This is a genomic window from Flagellimonas alginilytica (genome assembly GCF_042134605.1).
In the GTDB taxonomy this organism is placed as follows: domain Bacteria; phylum Bacteroidota; class Bacteroidia; order Flavobacteriales; family Flavobacteriaceae; genus Flagellimonas; species Flagellimonas alginolytica.
The window spans coordinates 3309080-3325322 of record NZ_CP169638.1; the positions used below are offsets into that span (position 1 = coordinate 3309080).

Below are 16243 nucleotides of genomic sequence, written 5' to 3' on the forward strand. Positions count from 1 at the left end.
AATTTAGTAAACCTCTAATATTCAAGTTGCTATGAGAATACTACTTTGTACTGGACTGTGTTGCTTTTTTACGATAATTACCGTTGCCCAAAAACAAATAAACGGCCGTATTATGGACGGAGTTTCTTATTTGCCGGATGTATCGGTAACCAATCTAACTTCGGGTCTTGGGACTACCTCCGATGCAGAGGGCAGATATCAAATTAAGGCCTATCCCAAAGAGGAACTTAGGTTTACCTATTTGGGTATGGATACGGTTTCTATACTTGTTGAGGATGTAACACGCATTTTGAATGTTACCATGAACGCAAATGTGGAAGAGTTGGAAGAGGTAACGGTAGCAGCAAAAAAAAGAAAAACCTATCAAGAGAAAATCCTGGATTACCACAAGAACAAGAACCTGATAAAAACATATTTCGGATTTCTGGACAAAGAGACTGCTAATTTCTCACTTCGAATTGCAGATGAGGACGATTTTAAAAATGCGCCTACGATCAATTCTGTTATTTGGGGAAAATTTGCCGGGGTACGGGCCGCATGTGATCCAATGAGTGATGAACTAGTGGTTAGTATGAGGGCAATTCAAAGTATCAACAATGAGGCAACGGCCGTGTTCGATGTTGATGGACAAATCATGACCAAGGTTTATTGTAGTTGGCTTTGGGGCAATGTAAAAAGAATGGCTTTTATCCCCTCTGTTTCGGCGCTTTCCAAATATGGCACAATAGGCGTAGGTGGAGTGGTTGTAATCAATACCATTTCGGGAACAGATCTGCCTAGGGAGAACAATGGAGAAATTTATGATCAAGCAAGATTGCGCAACAATATATATCGGGACAACGCCCTGGATGGCAAGGTGGTGTTCAATAATGCTCCTCAATATTTAAAAGACTTAAATAGTGCATTGGACAAAGGGGAGGCCATAGCTATTTATAAGAAAGCAGCAGTAAAATATAGTGCATCTTACCACTTTGTATTGGAGAGTTATCGTTATTTCCACGATATATGGAAAGATATCGGATTTGCCGATAATATATTGGAGGAGCATGCAAGGTTGTTCAACAACAACCCAGTGGCATTAAAGTCGTTGGCCTACGTTCTGGAATCCCAGCAACGTTATAAAAAAGCCCATGAAACTTATAAAAAGGTCTATATTCTTCGGCCGGACTACGCCCAAAGTTTTATAGATATGGCGAAAAGTTATCGAAACTTGGGCGAAGCTAAATCGGCCACAACCCTTTTTGCAAGACATGCATATTTACAGAAAGAAGGATTGTTGCCCAAGGATACGCTGGATTTGTCCAGAATTATGAAAAGAGAGCTGTACAATATTTTTACTTTGGACAATGGTTCCATGCAGATTGAAAACCGAAAAAAGTATAAGTACAACGAGGAATTTTCATCTAGATTGGTATTTGAATGGAACGACTCCGAAGCTGAATTCGATCTACAGTTTGTAAATCCCAACAATCAATACTTTAATTGGAAGCACACCCTTGCAGAGATGCCGGAACGAATTCGTTCGGAAAAGGAACTGGGCTATTCGATGGCCGATTTTTTATTGGACGATGAATTTCCGGGAACATGGAAAATAAATGCCACCTACCATGGCAACAAACAACTCACGCCCACTTATCTCAAAGTAACCATGTATCAGAACTATGGCAGCAAATTGCAAACCAAAGAAGTCAAAGTGTTTCGTTTGGGCGTAAAGGGAGTTAATCAGTACTTATTTGATTTTGCCAATGTTCCCATAAAAATTGTAAATAATTGAAAAGTCTCATCAGTTTATTGACTTTGTTGGTGGTTGTGCCAATTTTTGCCCAAAAACAGATTTTGGGGCGAATTACCGATGGAAAAATACCGTTGTCCAATGTCCATGTGACCAATTTATCCTCCGAATTTACTACTAAATCGAACAAGGAAGGGTTTTACAAGATATCTGCCATACCAAAGGAAAAATTACAGTTTACCTACCTCGGAATGGATACTATTACCATTATTATTGAGGATGTTACCCATAATCTAAATATTGTTATGCATCACAGGGTAGAAGCATTGGACGAAGTAGTCGTGACCAAAAAACTCAGTAAGCAAAAAAGTTTGGCGATGAATTACTTTACGGATTCAACCATTATAAATACCTCTTTTGGCTATATTAGTCCTAACACAGTACCTTATAATTTAAAAATAATTGATGGTTCTGAATTAACGACAGGAACCGATGTGCTTTGGGCAATAGCAAGTAGAAGGGCGGGAATATGGATGGGAACCTATGGGTCTCCTTCCACCGGAGTGAATCGTTCATTATTTATGAGAGGTAGAAGCTCAATCAATAATCAAAAACCTGTTTTGTTTGAAATTGATAAAAACATTTTTACAACCCCTCCCGTTTGGTTGGATGTTAGCATGATTCAGCGCGTGGGCATTATCCCTGGACTTCAAGCGGTATGGAGGTATGGCGAAATTGCTAGTGGAGGTGTAGTGATTATCAATACCATCAACGGAGTGCATGGATTAAGGGAAGATAATAGCCTTCAACGTTATGATCAAGCAAAGCTTCGCGATAATTATGTCACGGAAAAGGTATTCTTGGACACGGAAATAAAAAATGATTTACCTGCCTATTTAAATGAAATGAATACCGCTAAAAGTCTTAACAGGGCGTTAGAAGTTTATGAGGCGTACGAGAATCATTATTCAAGAATACCATATTTCTATTTGGATGCCTTTACTTATTTTTATGATAAGTTTGAAAGTGATAGGGCAGATGAAATTTTAATCAAGAATTTAGACTCTTTTGAAAAAAATCCTGTTTGGCTAAAGGCTTTGGCTTTTACTTATGAGTCTCAATCCCGATTAGGTAAAGCCCATGAGGTTTACAAGAAAATTTATGCTCTCCGGCCTGATTATGCACAAAGTTTTATTGACTTGGCCAATAGTTATGAAAATTTGGAGAAAACTCAACAGGCCCTATCAATTTATGCAAGACATGCTTATTTGCAGGATAAGGGTTTAATTTCTTCGGACAGCCTTGAATTATCTGATATTATGGAAAGGGAAATCAGCAGTCTTTTGAGACCCGATAATCATTCCAGTTCCGATGCTGGTTTTACCGGAAGGTTAGTATTTGAATGGAACGACTCCGAAGCTGAATTCGATCTACAGTTTGTAAATCCCAACAATCAATACTTTAATTGGAAGCATACCCTTACAGAGATGCCGGAACGAATTCGTTCGGAAAAGGAACTGGGCTATTCGATGGCTGATTTTTTATTGGACGATGAATTTCCGGGAACATGGAAAATAAATGCCACCTACCATGGCAACAAACAACTCACGCCCACTTATCTCAAAGTAACCATGTATCAGAACTATGGCAGCAAATTGCAAACCAAAGAAGTCAAAGTGTTTCGTTTGGGCGTAAAAGGAGTTAATCGGCAATTGTTTACCTTTCCGGTTACTTCAAATATTGTTCAAAGTAAATAAATTAGACCTGTAATACTCCCATATTAAACTTTTTTTCAATGGGTGAGTGGTTGGCGGCATCGATCCCCATGGAAATCCATTTTCGCGTATCCATTGGATCTATAATGCCATCCGTCCATAGTCGTGCAGCAGCATAATAGGGTGATATTTGATTATCGTATCGCTGTTTTATTTCATCGAATAGTTCTTTTTCCTTTTCGGTATCGAGCGGTTTTCCGCTTTTTTCCAAGCTGGCTTTTTCAATTTGTAAAAGAACTTTGGCCGCAGAATTCCCGCTCATCACCGCGAGTTCGGCACTTGGCCAAGCAACAATAAATCTGGGGTCATAGGCTTTTCCGCACATGGCATAGTTCCCAGCGCCGTAGCTATTTCCGATCACGATCGTAAATTTGGGAACTACCGAATTGCTCACGGCGTTCACCATTTTGGCTCCGTCTTTTATAATTCCGCCATGTTCACTTTTACTACCTACCATAAATCCGGTAACGTCCTGTAAAAACACGAGGGGAATTTTCTTTTGATTGCAGTTGGCAATAAAACGGGTGGCCTTATCGGCAGAATCGGAGTAGATTACACCTCCAAATTGCATTTCACCTTTTTTGGTCTTTACCACTTTGCGCTGATTGGCAACTATGCCCACGGACCAACCGTCGATTCGGGCATAACCTGTTAAAATAGTTTGGCCATAGCCTTCTTTGTATTGTTCAAATTCGGAATCGTCCACCAATCGTTTAATGATTTCCAACATATCATATTGATCGCTTCGTGAAGCAGGCAAGATTCCAAAAATGTCATCAGGATTTTCAGCTGGGGGCTTGGCTTCGGAACGGTTGAACCCTGCCTTGTCGAAATCACCGATTTTATCTACAATGTTCTTTATTTTGTCCAATGCATCTTTATCATCCTTGGCCTTATAATCGGTTACTCCACTAATTTCGGAATGGGTGGTAGCGCCCCCAAGAGTTTCGTTGTCGATGCTTTCTCCAATTGCGGCCTTCACCAGATAACTGCCCGCCAAAAATATACTTCCGGTTTTATCCACAATAAGTGCCTCATCGCTCATAATTGGCAAGTAAGCACCTCCAGCAACACAACTTCCCATCACAGCGGCTATTTGGGTAATGCCCATACTGCTCATTACGGCATTGTTCCTAAAAATTCTTCCAAAATGTTCTTTATCTGGAAAAATTTCATCTTGCATGGGCAAATACACCCCTGCGCTGTCCACTAAATAAATAATAGGCAATTTGTTTTCGATGGAGATTTCCTGGGCACGTAGGTTCTTTTTCCCCGTGATCGGGAACCAGGCGCCAGCCTTAACCGTCGCATCGTTCGCCACAACAACACATTGTTTGCCTTGTACATAGCCCACTTTTACCACCACACCGCCAGATGGGCATCCACCATGCTCCTTGTACATATCTTCACCGGCAAAAGCGCCTATTTCAATCGCCCCCTTATCCTCATCCAACAAATAATCGATGCGTTCCCTTGCGGTCATTTTACCTTTGGCATGGTGTTTTTCAATGCGGCTTTTGCCGCCACCAAGTTTAACTTTTGCCAATCTCCGCTTTAGTTCGGAAAGCTTTAACTTGTTATGGTCTTCGTTCTTATTGAAGTTTATGTCCATTCTTATCGATAATTCAATTTGTTGGTTAAAGATACGGAGTTATAATTATTACTTTTGATGAATATGGAGAACAAAATTAGGTGGGGTATTTTAGGGCCCGGAAAAATTGCCAAAAAATTTGTGTCGGACCTTTTATTGGTAGATGATGCCGAGGTTTCTGCGGTCGCATCGCGCTCAATGGAACGCGCCCAAGAATTTGCCGATGAGTATGGAACGAAGCATGTTTTTGGAAGTTATGATGCCTTGTTCCGATCTGGAACAGTGGATATGGTGTACATCGCTACGCCGCACAATTTTCATAAAGACTTGTCGGTTCGTGCGTTGAACCATCAAATCGGTGTGCTTTGTGAAAAACCAATGGGCGTTAATAGGACGGAGGTGATGGAACAGGTAAGTGCATCCAAAAAGAACAATACGTTTTTAATGGAGGCTATGTGGTCTCGGTTTAACCCAGCTATCCAACAAGTAAAACAATTGGTAGATCAAGGGGAAATAGGGGATTTAAAGTTTATAAATGCTGACTTTGCTTTTTATGCATTGAACAGGGACAAGGACTCCAGATTGCTAAATCCTAATTTAGCTTCGGGTACTTTATTGGATATAGGGATCTATCCTATTTTTTTATCCTATTTATTGTTGGGTATGCCCAGTCAAATTATGGCAAGTTCAAAGTTTCACGAAAATGGAACAGAGCTACAAACTAGTATGATTTTTGATTATCCAAATGCCCAAGCCATGCTTTACAGCGGATTTACCAGCAGATCTAGATTGGAAGCGGAAATATCGGGAACAACGGGCCAATTTCTATTAAAATCAAGATGGCACGAGGCCGATGGCTATTCTTTAATACGGGAAGATGATGTTGAGGAGGTTAGTTTGCCCATGACGGGAATCGGTTATTACCATGAGATATTGGAAGTACATAAATGTCTAAGAAAGAACAAGATTGAAAGTAACCTCTGGTCACATCAGAACAGTTTGGATTTGTCCGAATTGCTGGACACGGTCAGGGAAAAAAGTGGAATAACGTTCCCTTTTGAAACTTAATCCACAATAATCACTTTGCATTAACCCTATTTTTACGATATTTGAAATCCTTCAGAAAAATATATAATGGGAATGAATAAGAACACGGTGCTGGCCTATGCCACATGGATTATGATATTTGTAGGTTTGGGAATGATCGCACTTGGAGCTTTTAAATATGATGAAGTGGCAGGATGGGGCTTTGCTGCTGTCGGAATTGGATTTTTAGCTGTTGCCTGGGTGTTCAACGCCTTAAAAGGCAGGGTATAGCCTCTTTTCATAAACAATTTAATTTTAAGTAGATGTCAGACGATAAAAAAGTCATTTTTTCCATGTCTGGGGTTACCAAGACCTATAAAACGGCCAACACCCCTGTACTCAAGAATATTTACCTAAGCTTTTTCTATGGTGCCAAAATTGGGATTTTGGGCCTTAATGGATCGGGTAAATCAACTTTATTGAAAATTATTGCCGGTGTAGATAAAAACTATCAAGGCGATGTGGTATTTTCTCCGGGCTATTCCGTTGGCTACTTGGAACAAGAGCCGCAGCTCGATGAAAATAAGACTGTACTCGAAGTGGTAAAGGAAGGCGTTGCCGAAACCGTGGCCATTTTGGACGAGTACAATAAAATAAACGATATGTTCGGTTTGCCCGAGGTTTACGAGGATGCCGATAAAATGCAAAAGTTAATGGACAAGCAGGCTGCACTCCAGGATCAAATAGATGCTGCCAATGCTTGGGAACTGGACACGAAATTGGAGATTGCAATGGATGCACTCCGTACCCCGGATTCTGATAAGAAAATAGGAGTATTATCCGGTGGGGAACGAAGACGAGTGGCTTTGTGCCGTTTATTGCTCAAAGAACCGGACGTTTTGTTGTTGGATGAGCCTACCAACCACTTGGATGCCGAATCCGTACATTGGTTGGAGCATCATTTGGCGCAATATAAAGGAACGGTAATCGCTGTTACGCACGATCGTTACTTTTTGGACAACGTTGCCGGATGGATCTTGGAACTCGACCGTGGAGAGGGAATTCCATGGAAAGGCAATTACTCTAGCTGGCTAGATCAAAAAGCCAAGCGATTGGAGCAAGAAAGCAAGCAGGCATCCAAACGCCAAAAAACCTTGGAGCGAGAGTTGGACTGGGTCCGCCAGGGCGCTAAAGGAAGGCAGGCCAAACAAAAAGCACGTTTAAAAAATTACGATAAGCTCCTAAGCCAAGATCAAAAACAGATGGAGGAGAAGTTGGAAATTTATATACCCAACGGGCCACGTTTGGGAACCAATGTGATAGAAGCCAAAGATGTAAGCAAAGCTTTTGGAGATAAACTACTGTACGAGAACCTAAACTTTAATCTGCCCCAAGCAGGTATTGTTGGTATAATTGGTCCCAACGGTGCCGGTAAGACGACCATTTTTAAAATGATCATGGGAGAGGAAACCCCGGACAAAGGGGAGTTTATTGTTGGTGAAACGGCAAAGCTGGCCTATGTTGATCAGTCCCACTCCAACATTGACCCGGAAAAAACCATCTGGGAAAACTTTAGTGATAGTCAGGAATTGATTATGATGGGAGGGAAGCAAGTCAACTCACGAGCTTACCTTAGCCGATTCAACTTTTCTGGTAGTGAGCAGAACAAAAAAGTAAACATGCTTTCCGGTGGTGAACGTAACCGTTTGCATTTGGCAATGACATTAAAGGAAGAGGGCAACGTGTTACTTTTGGATGAGCCTACGAACGATTTGGACGTGAACACACTCCGTGCTTTGGAAGAAGGCTTGGAGAATTTTGCGGGCTGTGCAGTTATCATATCCCACGATAGATGGTTCTTGGATAGAATCTGTACACATATCCTTGCTTTTGAAGGAGATTCTCAAGTATATTTCTTTGAAGGGTCTTTCTCCGATTACGAAGAAAACAAAAAGAAACGCCTGGGTACGGATATTATGCCCAAGCGTATTAAATACAAAAAACTGATTCGTTAAAGTTAAAGGGAAGGAGTGATTAATCTTGTTTAAGATTTTTGATTCCTTCCTCTAAAAGTTTTTTAGCCTTTTCCAAATATGACCTTTGGTGGGCGGCCAAACTGTTCGGGTCCTGAACTTCGTCCGGGGACGAGCTTATGGATTTGGATAGTTCTATGAGTTGATCTATGGCCTGTTCGGCAGATTGGAGCTTATCGTCTGCATGTTTATCAAAGACCTTGATCATTTCCATTTCCATGGCTGCCACGGATTGAGACCCATCGGGGCCTTTCTCGACAGATTCATCGGTTGTTATGGTATCATCATCATTGGTAACAACTGGCGAGGAAACACCTAGTGTACATTGGTCCAAAATAGTGATCAATTCGTTGATTTCTCCCAAAGCTTTTTTGGTAAAAAATCTACCAGCTTCCCAGTCCGCAGGTTCTATGGCTTTGTCCAAGGTTTCCATAGCATCCACGGTCTTGCCCTTAGCCTTATCGCAAGAACAATCAGCCATAAAAGTTTCACCTTTTTCAAGAGCGGTCAAAGCTCTTTCGGCATAGTACATCTGATGCTCAAAGTTGGTAGCGTCCATGGCCTTTTTTCCATGGCTCAGTGCATAGGTTACTTTGGAATAGAAATTATCACATTGAAAAGAGTAGGTAGCTTGTATGGCACAAAATACTGCCAAAACTACTAAAACATGGGATTTGGGAGCCATATTCGAGTCTTGTTATTGGTTAATAGTTTGATGTACTAACGCTAAAAACAGCTTTATATTTTACAATACTAATATGCTTCGTTCGGATACCAATCCAATTGGACAACCTCGATATCGGGATTGCCTTGGTTTACCAAGTTTTTAAACTTTTCAACATCACTAACATCCGGTCTGCCCCTATAATGATATGGATATACCTGATTGGGTTTAAATTCCAACACTGCATCCGCAGCACTTTCCACGGTCATGGTATAGGGGAGATTCATACAAACAAAGGCTTTGTCTATATTGTTTAGTGCGCGCATTTCGGGAATATCCTCGGTATCCCCTGAAAAGTAAATACGTTCATCTCCAAAGGTGAACAAATATCCGTTCCCTCTACCTTTTATATGGAAATCCTTCGCTTCTTCCCGTAAATTGTACATGGGAATGGCTTCTACGGAAAAGTTGGCCAATTCTTTGACTTCCCCGTTGACCATGGTATCTGTTTTTAATGCTAATACTTGGTCCATTTGTGATTTAACTGCCTCTGGGGCAATGATCTGTACACCTTCAAGATTTAACTCGTTTAGCGTGTTAGCATTAAAATGGTCACCATGAATATCTGTAATAAAAATTATATCGGGAGATTGCCGACCTTTAAAAGCATTCTTACCACCAACGGGATCTATATAAATAGTTGTATTGTTCCACTCAATAATGGCGGTAGCATGTTCAATGGGTATTATTTTGGCCGGGGCATAGGTTTCAGCTTTAATTGTTGTTTCTATTTCTGTGGTTTCTTCTTGTTTTTCTGCTTTTCCCTTGCAAGCAATAAGAATCAATAACAAGATTGTTGTTGTAAGTGTAATATTTTTTTTCATGAAGCAATCTTTTAAATCCTTTTAAAATTAAGGGATAATCCGAAGAATCAGAATAATTTATCAAGAATATTTACATCTAAATAATCCAAAGTTACATCCACTGCGTATATAAACCGAACGCGATTGATTAAAAACCTTAAACGAAGAATCAATTAAAACAAAAAGTTATGACTGAAACAAAAAATAACAATAACGGATTAAAAGTAATTGCTGGTTTGTTGGGTGTAGTTCTTTTGGGAACTATTATTTACACCGTAAGTCTTTATCAAGATAAAAAACAAACCACCGAAGCTCTTACCCAAGAGAAAGAATTGGTTGTAGAAGATTTGAACAACTTGAAATCTGAGTACGATAAAGCTATTTTGGAAAGCAACGCTACCAACGAGGAGTTGGTTGCAGCAAGAGACAATATCGCAAAATATATTGATTCCGTAAGTAGCATGAAAGCCGATATCGCCACACTTTCTCGTTACAGAAGACAAGTAAGTGTTCTTAAGAAAGAAAGAGAGCAATTGTTGAAGCAAGTGGATTCCTTGACACAATCCAATAGCTTGTTGGCCATGCAAAGAGATAGCACTTTTGCAGAGTTGGAGCAACAAACTGTTTTTAATGATTCATTGATTATCCAGAACACGCAATTGGCCGATGCTGTTGAAAAAGGTTCTGCACTTAACCTTAACACTATTAGTGTTGACGCTATTAAAGAAAGAAACAGCGGAAAATTGGTATCTACTTCTAGAGCTAGAGCTACAGATAAATTCAAAGTTTGCTTTACCATTGCGGACAACGTAATTGCTGAAGCTGGCGACAGAGAATTTTATATCGAAGTTCTTGGTCCACAGGGCAATGTGTTGGGCGAAGGTCTAACAAAAACTACCGAAGAAGGAAGTTCTCTTACTTACAGCAAAGGAACCACTTTCTATTATGAGAACGATGCGTTGGATGTATGTGATTACATAAACAAGCCAAGTGGTGATTTCCAAAAAGGAAACTACATGGTAAATGTGTACGACAATAAATTGAAATTGTTGGGTACTTCCAGCTTCGAGTTGAAATAAGCACACACACTATCACCATTATAAATAAAAATGCCCGTCCTGTTCTGGACGGGCATTTTTTATATGCTAAAAAATCGAATTGTCTATTTTAAACTTCCGACCATATCTTCCGGTTTTACCCACTCATCGTACTCTTCCGGGCTAACATAGCCAAGGTTTATGGCCTCTTCTCTTAAAGTTGTACCGTTCTTATGTGCCGTGTTGGCTATTTCAGCAGCCTTGTAATAACCAATTTTAGTATTCAAAGCCGTAACCAACATTAAAGAATTGTTCAACAGGGTTTTGATTACCTCATGGTTAGGTTCAATTCCAACAGCACAGTTTACATCAAAACTAACACAAGCGTCACCGATCAATTGTGCCGATTGTAAAATGTTGGCCGCCATTACAGGTTTAAAAACGTTAAGTTCGTAATGTCCTTGTGTGCCACCTACGCTAATAGCAACATCGTTGCCCATTACTTGGGCACAGACCATGGTAAGTGCCTCGCACTGGGTTGGATTTACCTTTCCTGGCATAATGGAACTACCTGGTTCGTTGGCCGGAATTATAATTTCTCCAATTCCAGAACGAGGACCAGAGGCCATCATACGTATATCGTTGGCAATCTTGTTCAAAGAGACTGCCAATTGTTTTAGAGCGCCATGACTTTCCACAATGGCATCGTGTGCCGCCAAGGCTTCAAATTTGTTTTCTGCGGTTATAAAAGGTTTACCTGTGAATTCGGCAATATATTTTGCCACGACGACATCGTATCCTTTTGGTGTATTTAGGCCTGTTCCCACCGCGGTTCCGCCAAGTGCAAGCTCACTTAAGTGGGCCAATGTATTTTTTAATGCTTTTAACCCATGGTTCAGTTGGGAAACATAACCCGAAAACTCTTGCCCCAAGGTTAGGGGAGTGGCGTCCATTAAGTGGGTCCTACCAATTTTTACCACATCTTTAAATTCTTCGGACTTTTTTTGTAAAGTATCACGCAATTGCTCAACTCCCGGAATGGTAACATCCACAATTTTTTTGTAAGCTGCAATGTGCATGCCAGTTGGGAAAGTATCGTTGGAAGATTGGCTTTTGTTTACGTCGTCGTTGGGTTGTATGGTTTTTTCCCCTTCGCCGATTTTTTTACCCGCAATTTCGTGTGCACGATTGGCAATAACTTCGTTTACGTTCATGTTGCTCTGTGTTCCAGAGCCTGTTTGCCAAATTACCAGGGGAAATTGGTCATCATGCTTTCCTTCAAGTATTTCATCGCATACTTGCGCGATTAAATCTCTTTTTTCTTGGCTCAGCACTCCTAGTTCGTGGTTGGCGTAAGCTGCAGCTTTTTTTAAGTAGGCAAAACCATAGACCACATCCAAGGGCATGGATGCAGGCGCACCAATTTTAAAGTTGTTTCGGGAACGTTCAGTTTGGGCGCCCCAATATTTATCGGCGGGTACTTTTACCTCGCCCATGGTGTCTTTTTCAATCCTGAAACTCATAGTTAAAAATTTTGTCCTACAAAGGTAGGATATAGGGGATTTATATGGTAGTTGATTGGAATAATTACACTTTTTTCTCGTACGATTTGTTTTTTTTCATCAGAAGAAAGTATCTTTGTTAAAACAAAAGGAGTAAAGATGTTCGAATTTGACCAATATTTAGGTTTTTTAGCTTTTCTAACGATTTTGACAATAGGTTTTTGGTTAATGATATTCTTATTGACCTTTGTTGTTCCTTACTGGTTGATCGGTAACCTTAGGGAAATGGCCAAAGAAAGAAAAGAGGCTAAAAGAGCCCAACTAGAAGAATAATATAAACAAAGAGAAGCCGTATCGGCTTCTTTTTTGTTTTACCTATATTTAATAATTAGCCTTTACTACATTGTAAAGGCTAATTTTTTGGTCCATATCAACCTGTGGCAAATTCAGTGAAACTAAAAAAGCAACCTTATTGGTTGCTTTTTTAATTAGGTATATAGGGGAACTACGTTGGTTTAACCCTGGAATTGGCCTTCCTCATCATCACCGCCATCATTTTGTCTGCCCCGACCGCGCTGGCGTTCCTTTGGTTGATTAAAACGATAGATAAAAGATAAGTTTACTTGTCGTTTTCTCCATTGGAACTCACTATCTGAGGTGAAAGTAGGCGTTTCGGTAAAAGATTGTCTTTTTCTTGAATTAAAAACGTCGCTCACATTTAAAGATACTGTTGCATTGTCCTTTAAAATATCTTTGCTCAATGCTAAGTTCAAAGAGAACATAGCTTTGCTGTCTGTTTGTGCATTTTGTCTTGGGCCCATGTAAAACGAGTTGGCCTGAAGATCGATTTTGGCAGGTAAAGTGAATTTAGAACTGAACCTGGCAAACCAGCTGGAATTGTCCGTTCCATACTCAACACCATTGAACTGTCCTTCAGAACTAAATGTAAAGAAGTTTACACTACCGTTCAAGCGCCACCATTTAAATGGACTATATATAACGCCAGCTTCCGCACCAATACGCTCGTTCGTGGATAGATTAATGGGAACCGAACGAATGATCTGTATACCATCGGAGGTTAGCTGCCCCGTTTCTTCTTGGATTCGTTCAAACGAATTTGTTTCTCTTTGGTAGTAAACGGAGGAAGTGAGGGTCAATTTTTTCCATCTTTTTAAGTAACCAAGATCAAATGCGTTTGCGAATGCCGGATCTAGATCTGGATTACCTTGAAAAACATTGGTTCTACTGGATCTTGATGGAAATGGATTAATGAACCATCCCCTTGGTCTGTTTATCCTTCGGTTGTACCCCAAGGAAATATTTTCCGTTTTGGATAGTTCGTAGATCAAATTCACGGTTGGGAAAAGCCCCAAATAGTTTTTATCAAAATTTAAATCAACATCTTCCCCCACAATTTCCTGTAAACCATCAATGTCCACACTGGAATCTACATTGCCCCTTAGTTCCGTGTTTTCCAATCGCAGTCCTAAAAGCACAGATAACTTTCCATATTTGTTGCCATATTGGGTGTATAGCGCATTTACGTTTTCGTGGTAGGTGAAAACATTGGTAAGATCCTCGTTCATTTCAAACTGACCGGTGCCTTGGTTTAAGGTATCCAATTGATAATCGCTGACCTGTTTTTCGAAAGTACCTCGGTACCCAGCTTCGAATTGTGCATCGCCCATGGGCAAAACATAATCTATCTGAGCCAAAATATCGTCTTGGGTCTCTATTTCATATATATTTTCACTTGCCAATAAATCCGTGTTCGGTACTGTATTCGATTCCAATATCTGGGTCAAAACATCCTCATCATCATAAGAATATTGAAAATCGGCAGTTAATTCATGCCCATCATCATTGAACTTATTGGTATAATTGAAAGAGAATTGATAACTGTTGTCGTTCTCCTTTTGATCTTCACTTCTAAAGGTTCTGCTCTCAAGCGTACCATCGTTAAAACGTTGGTTGTCATTCTCGGTCAAATCGTTTTCATCCGACCATCTGTAAAAGAAGCTACCGGTAACGGATGATTTTTCGGTAAGAAAGTATTCCATTCCGATGTTAACGCTAATACCATCATCATTCCTGCTAATGTCCCTATCCTCTAATATCCTGTCAAAATCACTGGCATCGGTTAGGTATCTGTTGTCAAAAAGTCCACCACCCGGTGACTCACGGTGAAAATATCCGATAGTGTTGAAAATGTTGAACTTTTCTGTTCTGATATTAAAGTTGGATGTAACCCTGGCATTGAAAGGATCACCAATGGTTGTATTGATGGAACCGTTGATCCCAAGGGTCTTTTCCTTTTTTAGTACAATGTTTAAAATACCTGCCGTACCTTCTGCGTCATATCGGGCCGAAGGACTGGTAATTACTTCCACCTTTTCAATGGCATCGGCAGGTAATTGTTGTAAAATATCGGTAGATCCAAATCCTGCCAATGCAGATGGTTTTCCGTTGATCAGAATTCGGACATTATCATTGCCACGTAGGCTAATGGCTCCTTCTACATCTACAGAAACCGATGGAATGTTGCCCAAGGCATCGCTAACGTTACCTCCACTCGTGGTAATGTCTTTACCTATGTTATAGACTTTTTTGTCCAACCGTACTTCTACAGTGGTTTTTTCGCCGACCACTTCTACTTCCGCAAGTTGTGCCACATCCGGGGATAATGATATGGAACCCAAATTAATGGACGAGTTATAGGTTTGTCCTTTTAAAGAATAGGATTTATAGGAGATGTATTCCACGCTTATGTTGTAGGTGCCCGGGGTGGCTTCGACCTCAAAATTACCCGAGAGGTCCGTTATTCCACCGGTAACTCTCTCCGGATTATCCGCATTTTGCAATACGAAGGTGGCATATTCCAGGGGTTGTCCGGAATCGGAATCAATAACTTTACCGGTTATTGTGATAGGCTTTTGGTTTTGTTGTGCTGCGCCTTGAAAGATAGACAGGGTCAATAGCAACAACGGGATAAGTATCCTTTGCATAGTTTGATTTTTACGCTGCAAATGTGAAAGAAAAAACAAGGGATGCGAAATATTAATCCCCGAACAACGTAAATGATCCTGCGAATGACCTTAACGAATTGTTAATTCTTGCCCTTCTTATTCTTTTTCTTCTTCTTTTTCTTTTTTGGCTTGAATCTGTTTTCTTGAAGTTCCATAAAGGCGTCGTATTTATCCTCGGGAAGTCCGGCCTTTAATTCAGCCTCTTGGCGTATACGGATTTTTTCAACCTCTTCTTTCATTTTAAGGGGTTCCAGTTCCAAAATCTGAAGTTCTATTCGTTGCTGCACGGACTGGATCAAAGCTGTACGTACCACGGCTTGCTCAAATGGATCTAGATTAATGGCCTCCGATATGGATGGCATTTGCTCATCTACAATTTCTTCGGCGGTTAGCGGTGTTTCCTCTTTTTGCGGGGTTGTTGGACCGGCTTGGGGTACAGAGCTCATTCTTCTGCCAAAACGGTTGCCATATGGGGAGCCATATCCATATTGTGCGCTGATATCGTTTATGGCGAACATGCCGACCAACAAGGTCGCAATAAATAGTGAATGGGTACTTTTCATGGGGTAAAGATAGTATTTTAGGTTTTCTTTGTTTGGATCTACCCTGTTAAATCATGTTGGAAATCAAGCTTATAACAGCTTTGATATGTTCTCGGGAGGTCTGCCGACCACAGCTTTTTTCCCATGGACCACAATGGGTCGTTCTATTAATTTAGGGTAGTTTGCCATCGCGGAGATAACTTCATCATCCGTTAAGTTCCGCCCTCTAAAGTTCTCTTTCCAAATGGACTCATTTTTTCTAACAAGGTCTATCGGTGCAATGCCCAAATATGAAATCAGGGCTGTTAGTTCTTCCTTGCTGGGAACATCATCTAAATATTTGATTACTTCAAAGTCTTTCCCCGACTTTTCCAAAATGGCCAATCCTTCCCTGGATTTTCTACACCGTGGATTATGATAAATTTTGATCATATTTCAATATGTTTAAACTA

The 16243-nt window shown here is 40.4% G+C and carries 14 protein-coding genes; 7 read left to right on the plus strand and 7 right to left on the minus strand.

Features of this window, described 5'->3' with window-relative positions; genetic code table 11:
- Positions 1–31: 31 nt before the first annotated feature.
- Entirely contained in the window at positions 32–1774 is a 1743-nt protein-coding gene (locus ABTP35_RS14795) for a carboxypeptidase-like regulatory domain-containing protein (protein ID WP_293295332.1), read from the plus strand.
- A complete protein-coding gene (locus ABTP35_RS14800; protein WP_293295331.1) occupies positions 1771–3489 on the plus strand; it encodes a carboxypeptidase-like regulatory domain-containing protein in 1719 nt (572 codons plus the stop codon). Before ABTP35_RS14795 ends, ABTP35_RS14800 begins: the two co-directional genes overlap by 4 nt.
- A 1-nt stretch (position 3490) precedes the next feature.
- On the opposite strand, the gene ABTP35_RS14805 is transcribed toward ABTP35_RS14800, so the two are convergent.
- Positions 3491–5119, minus strand: a complete 1629-nt coding sequence (locus ABTP35_RS14805; RefSeq protein WP_293295330.1) for a carboxyl transferase domain-containing protein — start codon at positions 5117–5119, stop codon at positions 3491–3493.
- A 63-nt stretch (positions 5120–5182) separates the two neighbouring features.
- Between ABTP35_RS14805 and ABTP35_RS14810 the strand changes: the two genes are divergently transcribed.
- The 3 genes from ABTP35_RS14810 to ettA all read left to right on the plus strand — a co-directional run bounded on the left by ABTP35_RS14810 (position 5183) and on the right by ettA (position 8139).
- On the plus strand, positions 5183–6166 hold the full coding sequence (locus ABTP35_RS14810; protein WP_293295329.1) for a Gfo/Idh/MocA family protein: 984 nt from the start codon (positions 5183–5185) through the stop codon (positions 6164–6166).
- A gap of 66 nt (positions 6167–6232) precedes the next feature.
- The gene (locus ABTP35_RS14815; RefSeq protein ID WP_224837295.1) at positions 6233–6415 is read left to right on the plus strand and encodes a CAL67264 family membrane protein; all 183 of its coding nucleotides are present in this window, start codon (positions 6233–6235) and stop codon (positions 6413–6415) included.
- Between the two features lie 32 nt (positions 6416–6447).
- Positions 6448–8139 carry an energy-dependent translational throttle protein EttA gene (gene ettA / locus ABTP35_RS14820; protein WP_224837296.1) on the plus strand — a complete coding sequence of 564 codons (1692 nt, stop codon included), beginning with the start codon at positions 6448–6450 and terminating at the stop codon, positions 8137–8139.
- A 19-nt stretch (positions 8140–8158) separates the two neighbouring features.
- On the opposite strand, the gene ABTP35_RS14825 is transcribed toward ettA, so the two are convergent.
- Together ABTP35_RS14825 and ABTP35_RS14830 are read right to left on the minus strand one after the other, a co-directional pair.
- Positions 8159–8842, minus strand: coding sequence for a hypothetical protein (locus ABTP35_RS14825; protein WP_293295328.1), 684 nt, complete (start codon positions 8840–8842; stop codon positions 8159–8161).
- Positions 8843–8910: 68 nt separating this feature from the next.
- On the minus strand, positions 8911–9705 hold the full coding sequence (locus ABTP35_RS14830; RefSeq protein WP_375334283.1) for an MBL fold metallo-hydrolase: 795 nt from the start codon (positions 9703–9705) through the stop codon (positions 8911–8913).
- A gap of 167 nt (positions 9706–9872) precedes the next feature.
- On the opposite strand from ABTP35_RS14830, the gene ABTP35_RS14835 reads away from it, so the two are divergent.
- On the plus strand, positions 9873–10763 hold the full coding sequence (locus ABTP35_RS14835; RefSeq protein WP_375334284.1) for a hypothetical protein: 891 nt from the start codon (positions 9873–9875) through the stop codon (positions 10761–10763).
- Positions 10764–10846: 83 nt separating this feature from the next.
- On the opposite strand, the gene fumC is transcribed toward ABTP35_RS14835, so the two are convergent.
- Entirely contained in the window at positions 10847–12244 is a 1398-nt protein-coding gene (gene fumC, locus ABTP35_RS14840; protein WP_252079654.1) for a class II fumarate hydratase, read from the minus strand.
- 138 nt (positions 12245–12382) lie between these two features.
- On the opposite strand from fumC, the gene ABTP35_RS14845 reads away from it, so the two are divergent.
- A complete protein-coding gene (locus ABTP35_RS14845; protein WP_224837301.1) occupies positions 12383–12556 on the plus strand; it encodes a hypothetical protein in 174 nt (57 codons plus the stop codon).
- A 182-nt stretch (positions 12557–12738) separates the two neighbouring features.
- On the opposite strand, the gene ABTP35_RS14850 is transcribed toward ABTP35_RS14845, so the two are convergent.
- The 3 genes from ABTP35_RS14850 to arsC form a co-directional block, all read right to left on the minus strand.
- A complete protein-coding gene (locus tag ABTP35_RS14850) occupies positions 12739–15228 on the minus strand; it encodes a TonB-dependent receptor domain-containing protein (protein WP_293295326.1) in 2490 nt (829 codons plus the stop codon).
- Positions 15229–15329: 101 nt separating this feature from the next.
- The gene (locus ABTP35_RS14855; protein WP_252079655.1) at positions 15330–15812 is read right to left on the minus strand and encodes a hypothetical protein; all 483 of its coding nucleotides are present in this window, start codon (positions 15810–15812) and stop codon (positions 15330–15332) included.
- A 69-nt stretch (positions 15813–15881) separates the two neighbouring features.
- Positions 15882–16223 (minus strand): arsenate reductase (glutaredoxin), encoded by a 342-nt coding sequence (gene arsC / locus ABTP35_RS14860; RefSeq protein ID WP_293295325.1) that lies wholly within the window; start codon positions 16221–16223, stop codon positions 15882–15884.
- Between the last annotated feature and the right edge of the window lie 20 nt (positions 16224–16243).